This window comes from Cryobacterium psychrophilum (assembly GCF_004365915.1).
Classification (GTDB): Bacteria; Actinomycetota; Actinomycetes; order Actinomycetales; family Microbacteriaceae; genus Cryobacterium; species Cryobacterium psychrophilum.
Genome location: NZ_SODI01000001.1, coordinates 3,196,980 through 3,215,291, shown reverse-complemented (window position 1 = coordinate 3,215,291; position 18,312 = coordinate 3,196,980). Strand labels below are relative to the sequence as shown.

Here is an 18,312-nt window from a genome sequence, read left to right as displayed (position 1 = left end):
GCCGGCTGCGTAGACTGAAATCAATATGGATAAATTCTGGGCCAGTGTGGCCAATTTCCTTGCCAGTGAGATCTGGACCAACACCTGGCACAACCTGTTGCAGATCCTGGCCATCATCGTCGTCGCCTTCGCCGTGCGCTGGGTTCTCCAGTTCGTGATCCGTCGTGTCGTTCAGCAGATCGTCTCCGGCGTGAAGAAGACACAGAAGGTTGATGACACCCAGGCCCTCAGCGTCTCCCCGCTCGCCGCCGTGCGGGTCGTGCAGCGCTCCCGCACCTTGGGGTCCGTGCTCGCCAACATCGTCAACGTGTTCATTCTGATCACAGCAACCCTGATGATCGTGCAGACCCTGAACGAGAACATTCTCGGATCCTTCGCCCTGCTCACCGCCGCGATCGGTGCCGGCCTGGGTTTCGGCGCGCAGAACATCGTCAAGGACATTTTGAACGGCCTGTTCATGGTCGTGGAGGACCAGATCGGCGTGGGCGACATCGTTGACGTGGGGTTCGCCTCCGGCGTGGTCGAGAACGTCGGAATTCGCATCACCCAGGTTCGCGACATCGACGGCACGCTGTGGTTCGTGCGCAACGGTGAGATCCTCCGAGTGGGCAACATGTCACAGGGCTGGGCCCGGGTCATCATCGACCTCGCCATTCCGTACACCTCCGACGTGGAGGCCGTGCAGGCCGAACTCCTGCGCGTGGCCACCGCACTCGCGTCAAGCCGCAAGTGGCGTGCCTTCATTCTGGAGAAGCCGGAGATCTGGGGCCTTGAATCCATCACCGCCGAGGCCCTGGTGACCAGGCTTGCGGTGAAGACCCGGGTCGCGGTCAAGTGGGACTTCGCCCGCGACCTGCGCCTGCACCTGAAGAAGGCCCTTGACGGTGTTGGCGTGTCGCTCACCCCGCTGAACAGCGTGGTCATGACCGGACCGGACGGCACTCTCGGAGGCACCGATATGCTCGAGGCATCGACGGTCGACGCCGCCGAGGAAGCAGCCGCTGCCGTTCCCGATGCCGTCGCCGACGCACGCACGTCACCCGTCCCCGTGAAGCGCGCGCCCCGCGTGCCGCGCAAACCGAAACCCAAGGCGACAGAAGCCCCAACGGCCGGCCCGGTGACGCCGGCCGTCACTGCGCCCGTGAAGGCGCCAGACAAGCCCAGTCCCACAACTCACACCGCACCAGACCCGGAGATCCGCGATGACGAATGAACCAGCCGGCGTACACCTTCGTAACGGCGAAAACGGTGCTGCCGTGATACCCACCTTCTACGACGAGGTCGGCGGACGTGCCTTCTTCGAGAAGCTCGTTCACGAGTTCTATCGCGGAGTCGCCACGGACCCGGTACTGAAGCCGATGTACCCCGAAGAAGACCTGGGGCCCGCCGAAGAGCGCCTCGTCATGTTTCTCGAGCAGTTCTGGGGCGGCCCCGGTACGTACAGTGAGCAGCGTGGACACCCGCGGCTGCGCCAGCGCCATCACGGCTTCAAGGTCAATCCGGATGCCCGTGACCGGTGGCTCGGTCATATGAAGGTCGCCGTTGACTCGTGCGATCTTCCGCCTCTGCAGCGCGAAACCCTCTGGGATTACCTCGACCGGGCCGCGCACGCCATGGTCAACACCTTCGACGAGTAGGTCCTGCCGCACAGGTCCCGCACGACAACCGGCTCATCATCCCCGCGGGGACGATGAGCCGGTTGTCGTGGATGCCGCGGTTCAGCTCTCGCGGGCCAGCACGTCTCCGATGACCTGCAGGCCCTCGATCAGCAGCTCGTCGGGAATGCTCAGCGGCGGCAGGAAACGGATCACGTTGCCGTAGGTTCCGCAGCCGAGCAGGATCACGCCCGCCGCGTGCGCGGCGGCGATCACCCGGCCGGTGAGGGCGGCATCCGGTTCGTTGGTGGCCGCGTCGACGAGCTCGATCGCCATCATGGCGCCGCGTCCGCGTACCTCCGCGATGCGCGGGTCGGCGGCGGCGAGAGCGCCCAGGTGATCACCCATGAGGCGGCCGATAGCTGCGGCCCGTTCCACCAGGTGGTCAGCTTCGTACGTTTCGATGGTGGCGAGCGCCGCGGCGCACGCGAGCGGGTTGCCTCCGTAGGTGCCGCCGAGGCCGCCGGCGTGCGGGGAATCCATGATGTCGGCCCGGCCGGTGACCGCCGAGAGCGGCAGTCCGCCGGCGATACCCTTGGCGGTGCAGATCAGGTCGGGCACGATGCCCTCGTGCTCACTCGCGAACATGTGACCGGTACGGGCGAACCCGGTCTGAATCTCGTCGGCGATGAACACGACGTTGTTGGCCCGGCACCACTCGACCAGGGTCGCCAGGTACCCGGGCGCCGGCACGATGAATCCGCCCTCACCCTGGATGGGCTCGATGATGACGGCGGCAATGTTCTCGGCGCCGATCTGCTTCTCGATCTGCAGGATGGCTCGGCGTGCGGCCACGACGCCGTCCAGGCCGCCGTCACGCAGGGGGTAGGACATGGGGGCGCGGTAGACCTCGGGCGCGAAGGGCCCGAATCCGTTCTTGTACGGCTGGTTCTTGGCCGTCATCCCCATGGTGAGGTTGGTGCGGCCGTGATACGCGTGGTCAAAGGCGACGACGGCCTGTTTGCGCGTGAAATGCCTGGCGATCTTGATCGCGTTCTCCACGGCTTCGGCCCCGGAGTTGAACAGCGCGGTGCGCTTCTCGTGATCACCGGGGGTGAGCCGGTTCAGTGCCTCGGCGACCTCAATGTAGGAGTCGTAGGGAGCGACGGTGAAGCAGGTGTGGGTGAACTGGCCGAGCTGGGCGGCGACGGCCTCAACGACGCGGGGGGCGCTGTTGCCCACCCCTGTGACCGCGATGCCAGAGCCGAGGTCGATGAGCGAGTTGTCGTCAGCGTCGACGAGCACGCCGCCGCCGGCCGCCACGACATAGACCGGAAGAGTGACCCCCACCCCGGCAGAGACCGCCTGCGCCTTGCGTGCGTGCAGGGCCTGCGACTTCGGGCCCGGGATGCTCGTTACCAGGCGACGCTCCTGTGGAAGGCTCGGGCCGCCGAGCGGCACGGTGGACGTGGTGGGGGTTTCGACGAGGGTCATGGCGGCTCCAGTTCTGCGACACAGGTGCATCGCCGCGCTTAGTCGACGATGCCAATTGCGTAATGCTAAGCAGTGAACCCCCCACCCGGTGCTGCCAGTGTGTATACCATTACACCAGCGTTTCGCCGCCCTGTACACTCGGTGGATGTCCTCATCCGTGGCCCCGCAGCTGCTGCCCCCGCTGCGCCGGCTGCTCGCCGACCCCAGCCTGCACCTGCGACTCCTGACCGTGGAGAGCGACCTCCCCGCCGGGGCGCTTGACCAGCCCGTCGACTGGGTGCACAGCTCCGACCTGCCCGACCCCACCCCGTTCCTCTCCGCCGGTCAGATGCTGCTCACCACCGGCCGCCAATTCGCCGTCGACACGGCTGCGGATGCCCTGTACCCGGAATACGTGGCCCGGCTGGCCTCCCGTGGCATCGCCTGCCTCGGCTTCGGCACCGAGATCGTCCGCGACGGCACGCCGGATGCGCTCGTCGCCGCCTGCCTGGCCAGGGGCATCCCTCTGGTCGAGGTCCCGTACGGCACCCCATTCATTGCCGTGGCCCGCGCCGCCGGAGAGCTCATCGCCGAGCTCCGCTTCGCCAGGGACACCTGGACGCTGGCCGCCCAACGGGCCATCTCTCTCGCTGCGCTCCGGCCCGACGGCCTCAGCGCCACCCTGAGCGAGCTGTCCCGCCAGCTCGGCCACTGGGTCGCCCTGTTCGACCCACGCGGGGAACTCGACCGGGTCTTCCCCCGAGACGCGTTCAGCGGTGCCTCCGCCTCCCGAGATTCCCTTGACCGCGCCCGGAACGAGGCCGAGCGGATGCTCCGCCGCGGCCAGCGCGCCAGCCTCACCGTTAATGACGGAGGCGAGACGCTCAACCTGCAGACCCTCGGACGCCGTGATCAGTTGCGCGGCGTGCTCGCGCTCGGCGGTCGGACCGAGCTCGACCCGGCCAGCCAGGAGGTCGTGACGAGCGTGATCGCGCTCGCCGGCCTCTCCCTGGAGCAGAACACCGCCCTCGGTCGCGCCCGCAACCGCCTCCGGTCCGGACTCCTGCAGGCTCTGCTCGGCGGGCAGGTCGAACTGGTACGTGCGATCTCAACCGACCTCTGGGGAGCATTCCCCCTGGAGCCGGTGCGGGTCGCCGTGACGAATCCTCCCCCGGAACGCCTGGACACCATCACCGAGTTTCTCGAGCTTCGGGCGGAGGAAGGCGGCGGGTATCTCTTCTACGCGCGGCTGGGCAACAGTGTCGTCGCGCTCGTCGACTCCACCACCGGCCCCCTGCTCGACGAGCTGGTCGGGTTCGGCTTGCATGTGGGCCTCTCCGACCCGGTTGAGTGCCGAGCATTGCCCCGGGCACTCGAGCAGGCCCGCCAGGCCCTGGACCGCTCACACCAGGGCGAACCGGGGATCACCGCCTTCGACGTGATCTCTCGTCAGGGCGTGCTCGCGTTCCTCGCGACCACGAACGCTGCCGAGGTGGGCCGGGCGGCCCTGCAACCGCTGTCCGCGCACGACGCAGAGCACGGCACGGCGCTCCTGGTGACCCTGCGAACGTGGCTCGAATGCAACGGTCAATTCGGTCCCGCCGCGATGGCGCTCGGGGTACACCGGCACACCGTGCGCAACCGGATCGGCCAGGCCGAAGCGCTGCTCGGCCGCGATCTCGGCAGCTTCCACGAGCGTGCGGACATGTGGGCCGCCCTGCTGACCACCCAGGGCATGCCGGCCTCGTAGCTCGTCGCCTGCGGCGGCCCGGTCTCAGCGTTTGCGGCGCACGAGCACATGGCCGCGGCTGGTGGTGAGGCGGATCCACGGACCCGCCTCCAGGAGTCGAACCGGTTCGTCGCCGAGGAAGCCGAGGCTGACCGCTGCGAAGGCCGCTCCCGCCGGAACCGTGTCGACGCCGTCGACCGGGCGACCCCAGATCTCGGCTCGCACCCGCTCAACGATCTGCTCGCCGATGCCCGTGGGAAGGGCCGCCGCGACCTCGTCGATTCCGGTGCTGGCGGCACTCCGCAGCACCGCGGCATCCACTTCGCCCATCGCAGCCCAGCCGCTCGTGGGCGGTGAGATGCCGGCCCAGGTCGCGGTGCCGGCCTCGATCGGCAGCGGAACCACCACGGGTGTCTCCGACGCGGGGTTTTCGGTCTGCAGGCGCGCGATGCGTTCGAGCAGGCCCCGCACCGGTACGACAAGGTCGAAGTCGCCGGGCGTCGTCAGCGCGTAGGTGCGCAGCCCGAGCACGGTGGAGCTCGTGTCCAGCAAACCCCGCGGGTAGAGGATGCCGGTGTACACGGCAAGCACACTGCCGGACGCGATGACGCGCACGCTGCCGCCCTGAACACGAGCGGCACGCGCGAGGTAGACCTGGAGGTCACCGAGGGAAAGGGAATCTGTAAGAGAAAATGACTGGCTCATCTGCTTCTAAACTACCAAGGTCCCCATTCCTTTCCTACCGCCTCGCGGCGTTCGCCTGAGGAGGCCCCCTTGCAACAGCCCATGGAAGGCCTGCTGGCCGCCCTCGACCTCACGGACACCGGCGCCCGCACCAACGAAGACATCTTCACCGGACCGTCACAGTGGATGCCCCTCGGCCGCGTATTCGGTGGCCAAGTTCTGGCCCAGTCACTCGTGGCGGCCATGCGCACCGTTCCCGATGACCGGCACGTGCACTCCATGCACGGGTATTTTCTGCGTCCCGGCGACGTGAATCATCCCATCACGTTCTCGGTGGAACGCGTTCACGACGGGCGATCCTTCTCGACCCGCCGCACCCAGTGCTATCAGAATGGCCTGCCGATCCTGTCGATGATCGCGTCGTTCCAGGACGACGATGATGGCCTGGAGCACCACATCGAGATGCCGGCGGACCTGCCGGACCCCGAATCGCTTCCGACCGCGGCGGAAAGCCTGGCGGAGGTCGATCATTCCGTGGCCCGGTACTGGGCAAGCGAGCGCCCCTTCGACATGCGCCACGTGCCGTCGCCCATCTACCTCGCGGTGGACGGGCAACACACCGCAAAGCAGGCGGTGTGGATGAAGTCCCTGGGGCGCCTGCCCGATGACCCCGACCTGCACCGCGCCGCCCTCGCGTATGCGAGTGACTACTCCATCATGGAGCCGGTGCTGCGCCGCCACGGCACCCCGTGGTCGACGCCCGGGCTCAAGGTGGCCAGCCTCGACCATGCAATGTGGTGGCACCGGTTTGGCCGGGTCGACGAGTGGCTGCTCTACGTGCAGGACTCCCCCTCGGCCCAGGGTGGACGAGGACTCTCCACCGGCAGCATCTTCAGCCGCGACGGAGTACTCCTGGCCACGGTGGCCCAGGAGGGTATGATTCGGGTTCCCCGGAACGAGGAGTAACAATTCATCATGACCCCTGCAACGAACCTCAACCAGCATGGCCTGAGCCGTCGTTCCGTGATCGTCTGGGGCGGTGCAGGCGCCGCGGCGGCCGCGGCTGTGGGCCTGGTCGGTTGCAGCACCGGCAGCGGCACCAGCACCAGCACCAGCACCGGCACCAGCACCGGCACCGCACCGAATGACACGTCCAACGAAATCGCCTCGTTGACCGAAATTCCCGTGGGCGGTTCGATCGTCGTCGAGCTGAACGGCAAAAAGATAGTGCTCTCACAGCCCGAATCCGGCACGGTGAAGGCGTTCAGCGCGGTCTGCACACACCAGGGCTGCATCGTGGCCCCCCGGGAGAAGGAACTCGCGTGCCCCTGCCACGGGTCGCGTTTCGATGCCTCAACCGGCGATGTGCTCGAGGGACCCGCCACCCGCGCTCTGCCACCCGTCGCGGTTACCGTGAACGGCACATCCGTCATGTCGTCCTAGCGCCCCGCGCTCCCGAGAACGAGTTCGACTGAGGAGTTACGTGCCGGCCGGTGCTCAGCGGCGGGCGAAGACGATCGGGTCGTAGAGGTACGGCGTCCACGCGGCACGCTCAATCGCGTTGATCCTGCGTGGCCGATCGCTCACCGCGTCGACGAGCACGATCGTGGTGTTCGCCCTGGCGTAGAGAACCGGCGCATCCTCCGTTTCGGGGCCCCACACCTCGTAACACACGTCGAGGCTCGCGCCTCCGAGCTTACCGAGCCACAGGCGCACGTCGACGGGCTGTCGCAGGTACGGCACCGGCAGGAGATACTCGATCTCCTGCCGCGCAATGAGCGTGAGCGTCGCCGCACCGGGGCGGCCGTCGAGCACGGCAGTGCTCGCACCGACCTGGGCCGCGTCATCCGTCACCCAGAACGCCTGGATGCGCGCCTCCTCCAGGAGGCGCAGCATCTCGGCGTTATTGACGTGCCCGTAGGCATCGAGGTCTGACCAACGCAGGCTGATCGGTACGTGCAGCTTCATCGCAGGACCTAGTCGCGGGTCAGCTTGCGGTAGGCGGAACGGTGCGGCTTGGCCGCGTCCGCTCCGAGACGCTCGATCTTGTTCTGCTCATAGGACTCGAAGTTTCCCTCGAACCAGTACCAGTTGGCCGGGTCCTCCTCGGTCCCCTCATAGGAGAGGATGTGGGTTGCCACGCGGTCGAGGAACCACCGGTCGTGTGTGATGACCACAGCGCAACCCGGGAACTCCAGCAAGGCATTTTCGAGCGATCCCAGGGTTTCGACGTCGAGGTCGTTAGTGGGCTCGTCGAGGAGGAGCAGGTTGCCGCCCTGCTTGAGCGTGAGGGCGAGGTTCAGGCGGTTACGCTCACCACCGGAGAGCACACCGGCCTTCTTCTGCTGGTCGGGACCCTTGAAGCCGAAGGTGGAGACGTAGGCGCGGGAAGGAATCTCGGTCTTGCCGACCTGAATGTAGTCCTGGCCGTCAGAGACGACCTCCCACAGCGTCTTGTTCGGGTCGATGCCGCCGCGGTCCTGGTCAACGTAGGAGATATTGACCGTTTCACCGATCTTCAGTTCACCGCCATCAAGCGGTTCCTTGCCCACGATCGTCTTGAACAGGGTGGTCTTACCGACACCGTTGGGGCCGATGATGCCGACGATGCCGTTTCGCGGCAGCGTGAAGCTCAGGTTGTCGATGAGCAGGCGGCCGTCGAAGCCCTTCTGGAGCTTCCTGGCGTCGATCACCTGGGCGCCGAGGCGCGGTCCCACGGGGATCTGGATCTCTTCGAAGTCAAGCTTGCGCGTGCTTTCGGCCGCGGCAGCCATCTCTTCGTAGCGGGCCAGGCGGGCCTTCGACTTGACCTGGCGGCCCTTGGCATTGGAACGCACCCACTCGAGCTCGTCGGCGAGGCGACGCGACTGCTTGGCGTCCTTCTTGCCCTGCACGAGCAGACGCTCCTGCTTCTTCTCGAGGTACGTGGAGTAGTTGCCCTCATAGGGGTACAGGTGTCCGCGGTCGATTTCGGCGATCCACTCGGCCACATGGTCGAGGAAGTACCGGTCGTGAGTGACGGCAAGCACAGCGCCGGGGTACTTGGCGAGGTGCTGCTCAAGCCACAGCACGCTTTCGGCGTCGAGGTGGTTAGTCGGTTCGTCGAGGAGCAGAAGGTCCGGCTTCTGCAACAAAAGCTTGCACAGCGCCACGCGGCGCTTCTCACCTCCGGAGAGGTTGACAACGGATGCCTCGCCCGGCGGAGTGCGGAGGGCGTCCATCGCCTGCTCCAGCTGGGAGTCGAGATCCCACGCATCGGCCGCGTCGATGGCCTCCTGCAGGTGGCCCATCTCTTCCAGCAGGCTGTCGAAGTCGGCGTCGGGCTCACCGAGGGCGAGGCTGATCTCGTTGAAGCGGTCGACCTTCTGCTTGATCGGGCCAACACCCTCCTGCACGTTCTCGAGTACAGTCTTCGACTCGTCGAGGCGGGGTTCCTGCATGAGGATACCCACGCTGTACCCGGGAGAGAGTCGAGCCTCTCCGTTGCTGGGGGTGTCGAGACCCGCCATGATCTTGAGGATGGTGGATTTTCCGGCCCCGTTCGGACCCACAACGCCAATCTTGGCGCCGGGGTAGAACGACATGGTGACGTCGTCGAGAATAAGCTTCTCGCCGATCGCCTTGCGAGCGCGGACCATTGAGTAAATAAATTCGGCCACTCTTACTCCTAAAGTTGTGTGGATGAGATCAAAATTGAGGGCAGTCGTGTAGGTGCGCCTCTCGCGGGAGAGCGCCGTCTCTACGCCTATCGCCGGGCAGAACGCCGACCTCTACGCGCTCGCAAGCGGGAGGGGCGGCAAATAGTGGCTACCTATCGAGGATAACGGAAAGTCCGGCGGCAAGCAGCGGGACAACCCCCGGGCCGCCGCTTCGTCGTCGACCATACCGATGCCCGGGCTCTGAGCCGGCGCTACGACGTCGGAATCGCCACACCCGGTCCTTCGACGCACCAGCTCGAACCTCCGCTGCGGGAAACAAGCGTCGAGATCGCCGCGGATACCGTGGGCATCTCAGCTACAGCGTCCACATCGATTCGCACGCCCGGCGCAAAGACCACGGGCCAAATGGAACACGACTCAGGCACAGCCCACCAATACACGCCCGTCGGCGTGCGAACGCTCATAAGCTTCTGGTTCAGGCTCAGAGCACCGTCCAGCGCTCTGAGAACCATTTCAACCGAAACGCCGGGCAGCTCCAACACTCCGGACTCGGCATCAACGCCACCAACCCGGTCGTCACCGAAAAGTGGCGAACGCAATCCCTGTGCTTCCGAGAGCAGGTCTTCGGTACGGCGCACCTCGTCGAGCCAATCAAATCCGAACTGTGGCGGCATCCCATTGCGCCTCCACAGCGCGGCAGATATGAGGTCGGCGGCAGCGTTCAGCTCCTTCGAGAGGCCTTCTCCGGCGCGACGAATCATCCGATAGACGGCCGATTCCGCGAGATTCTGAGCGAACGCGGAATATTCGGCAGTCGCGCCAAGAAATTCGCAGAAGAGTCCATCCAGCAGGGCGACCCGCTGTGCACCCAGGCTCGAGGCGCAGAGATAGATGGTGTGCATCCGCAGCTGCCTGGAATCCGTCACCGTCGCCCACGCCTGTTCGGCCGTGACGTCGCGAGCGGTTCCGGTGGGCTCCAGCACTCTCTGGTTCACTTCCACGAGGGCATCCATCACTTCACCGACCTTGAAATCAATCGATTGCAGGGAGTCGCTGACGGTGTCAACGGATGCGTTCACGAGACCGCCGACAGCATCCGACGGCTCCGTCGGGAATTGCGCCAACCGGAGATCGTCGATCGAGTGTTGGATTCCGGCGAGCGCCCGCTTGAGTGGGTCGCTGTCCCCGAATTCATCAATCCATGCAGATAATCGTTGGCGCTTGAATATCTGAAGCGCCTCGGCCTGGCTCATGGCGCGCACTCCGCCCACGCCCCGCATGAGCCACCGCTCATCGACGACATGCGGCGCCGACGTGGGCCGTACTTCCAGAACCAGAATCGGTGCGGTCGATACGTTCTCCTGGTAGATCGCAATTTTTGGCTGAGGCCGCACGTTGGAGTGGATCGTCTGTTCAATCTGAAGCTGGAGCGAGTCAAGGTCAGCGGGGCCACCGGCCTCCGAGAACAGTCCGACGATTGACCCAACCGTGACCCCGGTAGCCGCGTTATCCTCTTCCGCCACTCCAAAGATAATTGTGTGGACTTCGGCGGCAGGCTGAAAAGCGACGTAGTTCGCCCCGGATGCAACTTGCTTCGCAATGGCACTTTTGACCACAATGCTCTTGAACTCGATGTGCGGCTGCTCACCTGCCGCGAGCAACGCCCGTGTGCTTGATCGAAGTTCGTCGGACCGACGATTCTCTGGACTCATGGCACCATACTGACGGACGGATCACCGCGCCGCAGCGAAGACTTCCCCGCACAGCGATATTCACGTCGCCGGCCGTATCGGTTGGGACCCTTGCCCTGCCCGCCCGGCGGGCTTTTCTGTTGCTCCGGGCCGCCGCCCGTCGTTCCTCGCCCCAGTCTTCGCGGCGTGGATCCGGGGATTTCCGAGAATCAGACCTGTACTACGTGTGGCCGGATGAATTCGGTCACAGTGTTTACCCGTCTAGTGGGCGAGTGACCCCGAGAAGACACGTTCCAGAGCCGAGAACCGCCGCAGCCATGCTGTGATATCCCCCGGTGGCCGGCCCGCGCTGCCCGATCAGGCACTCATCGTTGAAGAGAACGGAGAATTCGACGGAATCGGCCGCGAGGTCCACATGCGTGCGGTCAAAGCTCAGCTGCATCGCCCCCTTGTCGAAGCCGCCAGCCACAAGCGCGTCCACATAGGCACGGCCATCGACGGGGTTCGTCTCTGCCACGGCACTGGCGATGGAGTCAAAGTAGGCGAGGTTTGCTTCCGCGCTCTGCTCCGGCGCCAGCGTCGGCGTCGCGGTCGGAGTCGCGGAGGCGGCGGCCGTGGACGTGGTCGACGGCGAGCTCGGAGCCGGACTCGGATTCGGATTCGGGGAAAGCGCGGCGCACCCCGCGAGAGGCAGGGCCAGAAGAACAAGCACCGTTCCCACCAAGAGCCGGGGGCGGTGTGCGTGTCGTGCGATGCGCATGCGCGTCCTTCCACGGCCACGTTTGTGGGCGCACCCCGAGTCTAGAGTGGCCGGCTGCGCGAAGCGGAACGGGCCCCGTCGGCATCCGTTCTCGTGGCCACCCCGGGATGGCTGAGGGGTGTGGAGGACTTCACGTCGTCAAGCCAATGTCGGTGCCCCTTTCTACTATCGAAGAAACACCCACGGCCGACATCTCGGAGGTAGACATGATCGAACAGAGTTCTCCCCGCACCAGCACCCTGTCCCTGGTTCCGGTACGCGCCGGTCTTTGGCGGGTCGTGAACCGCTCCGGAGCCGTTCTCGGTCACATTGAACGGCAAACGGATGCCGACGGCGACCGATTTTCCGCCCGTCGCCTCGTCTTCGCCTCCCGGACGGTCCCGCTGGGTTTGTTCTGCCGTCTCGACGACGCGACGGACTGTTTTCGATGATTTAACCGAATCGTGCAGGCACGCCGCACGGTTACGCAGATTCGTCGTTTCGCACCGGTAAAGTGCGGCTCATGGACCTGTGGAATAACTTCGTATCTTGGCTTACGGCCGCCAGCACCGAGCCCGTCGTTTTCAGCGCGGTGCTGTTCGTTATCGCGATTGTCATCGCGAGCGTGATCACCGCCCTGATCTTCCGCGCGACGATTCGCCGCATGATTGATCAGCGCGATCGGGAGATCCGCACCGCCGCCATCGCGACCCTGGTGGATGCCGCTACCGAGGCATCCGTCTGGAATTCGCTGACCCCGCAGGAACAGGTCATGAGTGACCGGGCCGTGGGGCAGGCCGACATTCAGGTTCGACTGCTGCCGATGAAGGGCTCCGGCGTCGCCGCCAACTGGTCGGCACACCAGCTCGCCGAGCTCAAGCGCACGTCCGCCACCTTTGGGTACCAGCTCGAGCCGGCTCTGCTTGAGTTTCGTGACCGCCTGATTGACTGGCAGAAGCGTCCGGCGCGGGCTCGCAAAATCTTCCAGGGCGATCTGGACCGCTGGGTGCTGCAGAACTCCCAATCCGACAAGAGCCTGCTTGCCGAGCAGGATGCGTGGGTGGCCGAGCAGCACCACAACCAGTACCAGGGCGGCACCAACAACGCCGCCAACAGCAACGCCCGCACCTCGGGGGCCGTCGGCTACGAGCCGATCACCCCGGCCCCGCTGTACAACGGCTCGGCGATCGACGCGACCGCGCCCTACGCCCCTACGCCCGCCTCGATCGAGACGCAGCGCCTGCTCGACGATGTCGATGCCCTGGCCGTGCGCTCCCCCGACGCGCTCAACCGCTCCGCCACATCCCCGTCATCGCAGGCACCACAGGCCTAATACCGCCGCCTGATCAGAGCAAGGCCCGATCGCTGGTTAACGCCAGCGACCGGGCATTTTCTCTTGACCGCTCCGTTATTGGCTGGGCTCTGGCGGCAGGTCAACGCCCTGCCGCCTCAGTACACCTAGCGCCACCAGTCCTCGAAGAGCGACGGCGGAACACGCCGCTTGTGCTCGGTGGACCGATACCGCAGCTCCAGGGCGTCGGCGACCTCGACGGCCACGGGCTTGCCTTCAAGGTAGTCGTCGATGTTCTCGTAGGTCAGGCCGAGGTTCGCCTCGTCGGTCTGACCGGGATTGTGATCGAGCAGATCCGCCGTCGGCAGCTTGAGGTAGAGCTGCTCCGGCGCGCCGAGTTCCACGAGAAGGGCGCGTCCCTGGCGCTTGGTGAGTCCGGTGAGGGGTAGCACGTCGGTGCCCCCGTCGCCGAACTTGGTGAAGAATCCCGTGATGGCCTCCGCCGCATGGTCGGTGCCGACCACGAGAAAACCACGCTGACCGGCCAGGGCGAACTGGGCGATCATGCGGGCCCTGGCTTTGACGTTGCCCTTGGTGAAGTCGGACATCGCCGTTCCGGTGCTCTGTGCATACTGCTCTTCGAAACCCACGACCGGCTGCTCGATGTTGAAGGTGACGAGCTCGCTCGGCGTGATGAAGTCGAGCGCGAGCTGGGCATCCTCCTCATCGCGCTGCACCGCGTAGGGCAGGCGCACGGCCAGGAACGTGGCGTCCCGTCCCTCGGCCGCAAGCTCAGCGACGGCCAGGGAGCACAACCGGCCGGCAAGAGACGAGTCCTGCCCCCCGCTGATACCCAGCACGAATCCGGTCGCTCCGCTGCTGCGCAGGTAGTCCTTGAGAAAGGTGACACGCCGCCGCACTTCGGCGGCCGGGTCGATGGTGGATGAAACGTTGAGGTCCGCGATGATTCGCGCCTGAAGTTCTCGCATGTTTCAATCTACCAACGGCCGCCGACTCTTCGAACTCAGCGAGCGTCTGGCCTGTCGTGGCCTTTCAGCTCGGGAAACTCATCGTCACACCATTCCGCGGCGAGCTTTGTGCCCGCCGCTGCTGCGGCTTCTTCCCGGAGGCGCAATTCCACCCGACGAATCTTTCCCGAGCTGGTCTTGGGCAGCTCCCGAAATTCCAATCGGCGCACCCGCATATAGGGCGGCAGGCTCAGGCGCGCGTGCCGCAACACGGCAAGCGCGGTGTCGGCGTTGTCCTCCCACCCGGCGGCAAGGGCGATATAGGCCTTGGGAATGTTGAGGCGAGTCGCGTCTGGTGCCGGCACGACCGCGGCTTCGGCCACCGCAGGATGCTCCAGGAGCACGCTCTCGACCTCAAACGGCGAGACCTTGAAGTCGGAGGACTTGAAGACGTCATCCGTGCGTCCAATGAACGTCAGGCAGCCGTCGGTGTCCCGTCGGGCAACATCGCCCGTGTGGAAGAAGCCATCACGAATCGCGTCGGCGCTGCGTTCGATATCGTCGTGGTATCTCGCCATGAGGTTCACCGGGGTGTGTGCCAGGTCCAGGCAGATCTCGCCCTCGTCGGTGACCGCGCCGGTAATCGGATCGATCAGGGCAATCACAACACCGGGCAGGGGAAGTCCCATCGAACCGTGCTTCATGGTGGAGCCCGGGCCGTGCCCCACGATGGCCGTGGTCTCTGTCTGCCCGTAGCCGTCGCGAATGGTGAGACCCCAGGAGAGCTGCACCTGCTTGATAACCTCTGGGTTGAGGGGCTCTCCGGCCGACAGGAGTTCACGAAGGCTCTGCGGCCTCGCCCCCAGGTCGGACTGGATCAGCATGCGCCACACCGTCGGCGGGGCGCAGAACGAGGTGGCCTGGGCGCGGTCGAGTTGCGCCAGGAGCGCCTTCGGATCGAACTTCACGTAGTTGTAGACGAAGACCGTGGCCTCGGCGATCCATGGCGAGAAGAAGCTGCTCCACGCATGCTTGCCCCAGCCGGGAGAACTGATCGCCAGGTGCACATCGTCGGGGCGCAGACCGAGCCAGTACATGGTCGTGAGGTGCCCCACCGGGTAGGACGTCTGGGTGTGCAACACCATTTTGGGCTTATTCGTGGTTCCCGACGTGAAGTAGATGAGCGAAGGGTCGCCCGAACTCACCACCGGCGGTAGTTTCTCCGCAGGCACCGAGTAGGCATCGGAATACCGGGACCATCCGGCCGCCTCACCGCCGATACAGAAGCGCGAGTAGTCGCCTGGGATCTCTGCAAATTTCTCGGTGTCGCCGACATTCGCCAGCACATGGTGCACCTTCGCCCGGGCGACGCGGTCGGCCAGGTCGGCCGTGCCGAGAACGGTGGACGTGGGCAGGATGACCGCCCCCAGCTTCATGATCGCGAGCATGGCCTCCCACAACTCCACCTGGTTGCCGAGCATCAGCATCACGTGGTCGCCGTGTGTGACGCCCCGGTGCTTCATCCAGGTGGCGACCCGGTCCGAACGCCGGGCCATGTCGGCAAAGCTGACCTTCTGTTCGGTGCCGTCTTCCTCAATGATCCACAAAGCAATCTTGTCGTTGCCCTCCGCGATGACGTCAAACCAGTCCGTCGCCCAGTTGAATGCCTGGCCGACATCCGGCCACACGAACTCCGTCGCCGCCCGACCGTGCTCTTCGCGCAACCCGATGAGCTGGTCCCTCGCCGCTCGATAGTTTGCCGTGCTGGTCATGGACGTGCGAGTCGTGAGGTGGGTCATCCGTTTTCATCTCCTGGGAAACACATGCAGAATTCCGCGGCAGCATTGCCGCAGTGCCCAATCTAGCGGGCCGGGGCCGGAAATAACTAGGGCTTCCTAGTATTTTCCGTGTCAGTCGGAGAGCGGTGCGGGCGTCGGCGTCGGATCGCTGAAATCCCCCGCGTCTCGTCGCAGCCTCGCCAGGATGCGCACGAGACCGGTGACGTCGTCGGACGACAGGCCGGGCTGCGAAAACACCTCGGAGTTCAGCCGAGCCGATGTCTCCGCAGACAGAGCCCGGCCGGCATCCGTGATCACCACGAGCGTTGCACGCCCGTCGGTGGGGTGCGGTTCGCGGCGCACCAGGCCGTCACGCTCAAGCCGATCGACGGTATTCGTGACGCTGGTGGGGTGCACCTGCAACCTCACACTCGCACTCGCCATGGGGAGCGCCCCGCCCCGGGTGAAGCCCAGCAGGGCGAGCATCTCAAAGCGCGCGAAGGAAAGCCCAAAGGGCTTCAGGGTTGACTGCACCCGCGCGAGCATCAGCTGCTGCGCACGCATGATGCTCGTGACGGCGGCCATGCCGTCGGCGGCTTCGTCCCAACCGTGCGCAAGCCACTGACGCCGGGCCTCCGCGATGGGATCCATCGGTAGAGATGTCACCAGCAGTCCTTCCACTTTTGTTAAACGCTACCCTGCCTCACGGCTAGCGCCGGGTGACGGACCCGGTCAGCGCCGCAATCGGGCGAAGTACCACTGGCCGGAGCCCCACCCAGGCGACGGCCATGACCACGAGGGAGGCGGCGAAGAACCAGAAGCCGACCCACGAGTCCTCGCTGCGCGCCGCATACATGTGATTGAGGTTGCGCAGGGCACCGGTGGCCAGAACCAGGGTGACATGCACGACGATGAAGCCCACGAAAAAGATCATGACGGGCAGGTGCACGGCCCGGGCCAGCCGAATGGGGTAGATCGCGTTCAGACGCGCGGCAGCGCGCGGCCACGCCCCCGACATGCGCAGGCCGCTCACAATGGCCAACGGAGAGGCGATGAACACGACCGTGAAGTAGGCCAGCAGCTGCAGGCTGTTGTAGTTGACCCAACCGTCCTCGGTGGGCCAGTTCAGGGATGCGTATTGCAGCGCCGCCGACAGGGCGTTGGGAAAGACGTCCCAGTGAATCGGCACGAGGCGCAGCCACTGGCCCGTGGCGAAAATAAGCACGTAGAACACGATTCCGTTGAGCACCCAGAGCGCGTCGAGGCTGAGATGAAGCCAGAGATCGAGGCTGATTCGCGTCGGCGGGTTCCTGGTGCGGAGAACCCCGGAGTTCTGGCGCGTCCAGTGCGCCGCCGGCCGCTTGTTGGTGCGCACCGTCCACCCTGTTCGGATGATCAACAGCAAAAAGAACGAGCTGAGAAAGTGTTGCCACGCGAGCCACGCGGGAAAGCCCACTGGCGCGTCAGCGGGAAGCTCGGACTCCCCCGGATACTGCTCCAGAAAGGCGCGCACGGGGGCGAGGTCCCGCACCCACTGGGCCGCGAGCACGACGAACACCAGTGCCGCGACGGCGGCGGGAACGATCCACAGAAGCTTGAACCACCGGTGTTTGAACCACTGAGTGCGGGTCACAACGGATGCGGGTGAGCGGGTCACGAGACCAGGGCCTTTCGAAATAGTCGTTCAAGGTTCGGTCGCAGCGGACCAGCAGACCTCGCTACTGAGCGCGGTCCCGCAGGACATCAATGAGTTGCGGGACGACGGTGAAGACGTCGCCGACAATGCCAAAGTCTGCCACGTCGAAGATGGGCGCATCCGCGTCCTTGTTGATGGCCACAATCGTCTTTGCCGTTTGCATGCCCGCTCGATGCTGGATCGCACCCGAGATGCCGAGGGCGATATAGAGCTGGGGTGAGACGGTGACACCGGTCTGGCCGACCTGAGCTGATTGCACGACGTAGCCCGCATCCACGGCCGCTCGGGACGCTCCGACAGCCGCCCCGAGCGCATCGGCGAGCTGCTCGACGAGGGCGAAATTTTCCTTGGAGCCGAGGCCGCGACCGCCGGACACGACCGTTGTCGCGCCGCGGAGTTCGGGCCGGGTGGATTCTGCGCGCTTGTGCTCGATCTCATCAATGGTCGCGTAGCGGGACGCATCCACGGAAACGGTGGCACGGGTCACCGCGGGAGTGGATGGCGCGGCTGGATCATCACTCGCGCCGGGGCGAACCGTGACCACGGCCAGTCCTCCGTCCACGGTGGACTCGACCGTGTAGGCACCGCCGAAGACGGAATGCTCCGCATAAATCGCCCCGTCGTCCGTGCGGAGGCCGACCGCGTCGACGATGAGGCCCGCGCGAAGTCGCACGGCCACACGGCCGGCAATCTCCCGGCCGCCTGCCGTTCCCGAGAGGAGAACGGCTGCGGGCGAGTACACGGCCGCGGCGGCAGCGAGGGCTTCGGTCTCCGGCCCGAGGAACAGAGTGGTTCGCTCATCGCTTTCGGCGAGATAGACCGCTTCGGCGCCGAGGCGGCCAAGACGTGAGGCCAGGTCGTCGCCGTCCCCTGGGGTGACGGTGACCACGGCCACCGGGGTGCCGAGCCGGCCCGCCGCCGCGAGAAGGCCGGCAGCCGTGTTCTCGATTTCGCCCGTGGCCGAGAGGTCGATGAGAGTCAGGATATTCGTCATGTGCGGTTCCTTCGA

The 18,312-nt window shown here is 65.6% G+C and carries 18 protein-coding genes; 7 read left to right on the top strand and 11 right to left on the bottom strand.

Annotated features, from left to right (window positions below; genetic code table 11):
- Window positions 1-25 precede the first annotated feature (25 nt).
- On the top strand, window positions 26-1,213 hold the full coding sequence (locus EDD25_RS15140; RefSeq protein WP_134174443.1) for a mechanosensitive ion channel domain-containing protein: 1,188 nt from the start codon (window positions 26-28) through the stop codon (window positions 1,211-1,213).
- Window positions 1,203-1,637: a globin gene (locus EDD25_RS15135; RefSeq protein ID WP_134174441.1), complete on the top strand. Its 435-nt coding sequence runs from the start codon at window positions 1,203-1,205 to the stop codon at window positions 1,635-1,637. The genes EDD25_RS15140 and EDD25_RS15135 overlap by 11 nt, the downstream gene beginning before the upstream one ends.
- A gap of 81 nt (window positions 1,638-1,718) precedes the next feature.
- Here the strand turns inward: EDD25_RS15135 and gabT are convergent, their stop codons facing one another.
- Window positions 1,719-3,089: a 4-aminobutyrate--2-oxoglutarate transaminase gene (gene gabT / locus EDD25_RS15130; RefSeq protein ID WP_134174439.1), complete on the bottom strand. Its 1,371-nt coding sequence runs from the start codon at window positions 3,087-3,089 to the stop codon at window positions 1,719-1,721.
- A gap of 145 nt (window positions 3,090-3,234) precedes the next feature.
- Here gabT and EDD25_RS15125 point away from each other — a divergent pair, with 145 nt between their 5' ends.
- The gene (locus EDD25_RS15125; RefSeq protein WP_134174438.1) at window positions 3,235-4,818 is read left to right on the top strand and encodes a PucR family transcriptional regulator ligand-binding domain-containing protein; all 1,584 of its coding nucleotides are present in this window, start codon (window positions 3,235-3,237) and stop codon (window positions 4,816-4,818) included.
- A gap of 24 nt (window positions 4,819-4,842) precedes the next feature.
- Here the strand turns inward: EDD25_RS15125 and EDD25_RS15120 are convergent, their stop codons facing one another.
- Window positions 4,843-5,502 (bottom strand): DUF8185 domain-containing protein, encoded by a 660-nt coding sequence (locus tag EDD25_RS15120; RefSeq protein ID WP_134174436.1) that lies wholly within the window; start codon window positions 5,500-5,502, stop codon window positions 4,843-4,845.
- A gap of 81 nt (window positions 5,503-5,583) precedes the next feature.
- Between EDD25_RS15120 and EDD25_RS15115 the strand changes: the two genes are divergently transcribed.
- Both EDD25_RS15115 and EDD25_RS15110 read left to right on the top strand, forming a co-directional pair.
- Window positions 5,584-6,447, top strand: coding sequence for an acyl-CoA thioesterase (locus EDD25_RS15115; protein ID WP_134175570.1), 864 nt, complete (start codon window positions 5,584-5,586; stop codon window positions 6,445-6,447).
- Window positions 6,448-6,456: 9 nt separating this feature from the next.
- Complete coding sequence (locus tag EDD25_RS15110) at window positions 6,457-6,924, top strand: Rieske (2Fe-2S) protein (protein WP_134174435.1); 468 nt, start codon at window positions 6,457-6,459, stop codon at window positions 6,922-6,924.
- A 54-nt stretch (window positions 6,925-6,978) separates the two neighbouring features.
- On the opposite strand, the gene EDD25_RS15105 is transcribed toward EDD25_RS15110, so the two are convergent.
- From EDD25_RS15105 to EDD25_RS15090, 4 genes are all read right to left on the bottom strand, one after another.
- Window positions 6,979-7,449, bottom strand: coding sequence for an acyl-CoA thioesterase (locus EDD25_RS15105; protein WP_134174433.1), 471 nt, complete (start codon window positions 7,447-7,449; stop codon window positions 6,979-6,981).
- 8 nt (window positions 7,450-7,457) lie between these two features.
- Window positions 7,458-9,140 (bottom strand): energy-dependent translational throttle protein EttA, encoded by a 1,683-nt coding sequence (gene ettA / locus EDD25_RS15100; protein ID WP_134174431.1) that lies wholly within the window; start codon window positions 9,138-9,140, stop codon window positions 7,458-7,460.
- A gap of 251 nt (window positions 9,141-9,391) precedes the next feature.
- On the bottom strand, window positions 9,392-10,852 hold the full coding sequence (locus EDD25_RS15095) for an AlbA family DNA-binding domain-containing protein (protein ID WP_134174430.1): 1,461 nt from the start codon (window positions 10,850-10,852) through the stop codon (window positions 9,392-9,394).
- A 232-nt stretch (window positions 10,853-11,084) separates the two neighbouring features.
- Window positions 11,085-11,591, bottom strand: coding sequence for a DUF6993 domain-containing protein (locus EDD25_RS15090; RefSeq protein WP_134174428.1), 507 nt, complete (start codon window positions 11,589-11,591; stop codon window positions 11,085-11,087).
- 152 nt (window positions 11,592-11,743) lie between these two features.
- On the opposite strand from EDD25_RS15090, the gene EDD25_RS15085 reads away from it, so the two are divergent.
- The gene (locus tag EDD25_RS15085) at window positions 11,744-12,022 is read left to right on the top strand and encodes a hypothetical protein (RefSeq protein ID WP_134174426.1); all 279 of its coding nucleotides are present in this window, start codon (window positions 11,744-11,746) and stop codon (window positions 12,020-12,022) included.
- Between the two features lie 71 nt (window positions 12,023-12,093).
- Complete coding sequence (locus EDD25_RS15080) at window positions 12,094-12,903, top strand: hypothetical protein (RefSeq protein WP_134174424.1); 810 nt, start codon at window positions 12,094-12,096, stop codon at window positions 12,901-12,903.
- 125 nt (window positions 12,904-13,028) lie between these two features.
- Here the strand turns inward: EDD25_RS15080 and nadE are convergent, their stop codons facing one another.
- The 5 genes from nadE to EDD25_RS15055 all read right to left on the bottom strand — a co-directional run bounded on the left by nadE (window position 13,029) and on the right by EDD25_RS15055 (window position 18,297).
- Window positions 13,029-13,850, bottom strand: coding sequence for an ammonia-dependent NAD(+) synthetase (nadE, locus tag EDD25_RS15075; RefSeq protein WP_134174422.1), 822 nt, complete (start codon window positions 13,848-13,850; stop codon window positions 13,029-13,031).
- 35 nt (window positions 13,851-13,885) lie between these two features.
- A complete protein-coding gene (locus EDD25_RS15070; protein ID WP_277871690.1) occupies window positions 13,886-15,628 on the bottom strand; it encodes an AMP-binding protein in 1,743 nt (580 codons plus the stop codon).
- Between the two features lie 111 nt (window positions 15,629-15,739).
- On the bottom strand, window positions 15,740-16,276 hold the full coding sequence (locus EDD25_RS15065) for a MarR family winged helix-turn-helix transcriptional regulator (protein WP_241986429.1): 537 nt from the start codon (window positions 16,274-16,276) through the stop codon (window positions 15,740-15,742).
- A gap of 40 nt (window positions 16,277-16,316) precedes the next feature.
- Complete coding sequence (locus tag EDD25_RS15060; RefSeq protein WP_241986406.1) at window positions 16,317-17,264, bottom strand: cytochrome b/b6 domain-containing protein; 948 nt, start codon at window positions 17,262-17,264, stop codon at window positions 16,317-16,319.
- 61 nt (window positions 17,265-17,325) lie between these two features.
- Window positions 17,326-18,297 carry an electron transfer flavoprotein subunit alpha/FixB family protein gene (locus tag EDD25_RS15055; protein WP_134174420.1) on the bottom strand — a complete coding sequence of 324 codons (972 nt, stop codon included), beginning with the start codon at window positions 18,295-18,297 and terminating at the stop codon, window positions 17,326-17,328.
- Window positions 18,298-18,312 lie beyond the last annotated feature (15 nt).

Bases quoted from the DNA above. Each gene is read 5' to 3' on its own strand.
- EDD25_RS15090 (WP_134174428.1), bottom strand. From the start codon at position 11,591: ATGCGCATCGCACGACACGCACACCGCCCCCGGCTCTTGGTGGGAACG.
- EDD25_RS15115 (WP_134175570.1), top strand. From the start codon at position 5,584: ATGGAAGGCCTGCTGGCCGCCCTCGACCTCACGGACACCGGCGCCCGC.
- EDD25_RS15055 (WP_134174420.1), bottom strand. From the start codon at position 18,297: ATGACGAATATCCTGACTCTCATCGACCTCTCGGCCACGGGCGAAATC.
- gabT (WP_134174439.1), bottom strand. From the start codon at position 3,089: ATGACCCTCGTCGAAACCCCCACCACGTCCACCGTGCCGCTCGGCGGC.
- EDD25_RS15110 (WP_134174435.1), top strand. From the start codon at position 6,457: ATGACCCCTGCAACGAACCTCAACCAGCATGGCCTGAGCCGTCGTTCC.
- EDD25_RS15135 (WP_134174441.1), top strand. From the start codon at position 1,203: ATGACGAATGAACCAGCCGGCGTACACCTTCGTAACGGCGAAAACGGT.
- EDD25_RS15105 (WP_134174433.1), bottom strand. From the start codon at position 7,449: ATGAAGCTGCACGTACCGATCAGCCTGCGTTGGTCAGACCTCGATGCC.
- EDD25_RS15095 (WP_134174430.1), bottom strand. From the start codon at position 10,852: ATGAGTCCAGAGAATCGTCGGTCCGACGAACTTCGATCAAGCACACGG.
- nadE (WP_134174422.1), bottom strand. From the start codon at position 13,850: ATGCGAGAACTTCAGGCGCGAATCATCGCGGACCTCAACGTTTCATCC.
- EDD25_RS15125 (WP_134174438.1), top strand. From the start codon at position 3,235: ATGTCCTCATCCGTGGCCCCGCAGCTGCTGCCCCCGCTGCGCCGGCTG.
- EDD25_RS15080 (WP_134174424.1), top strand. From the start codon at position 12,094: ATGGACCTGTGGAATAACTTCGTATCTTGGCTTACGGCCGCCAGCACC.
- EDD25_RS15120 (WP_134174436.1), bottom strand. From the start codon at position 5,502: ATGAGCCAGTCATTTTCTCTTACAGATTCCCTTTCCCTCGGTGACCTC.
- EDD25_RS15140 (WP_134174443.1), top strand. From the start codon at position 26: ATGGATAAATTCTGGGCCAGTGTGGCCAATTTCCTTGCCAGTGAGATC.
- EDD25_RS15070 (WP_277871690.1), bottom strand. From the start codon at position 15,628: ATGACCCACCTCACGACTCGCACGTCCATGACCAGCACGGCAAACTAT.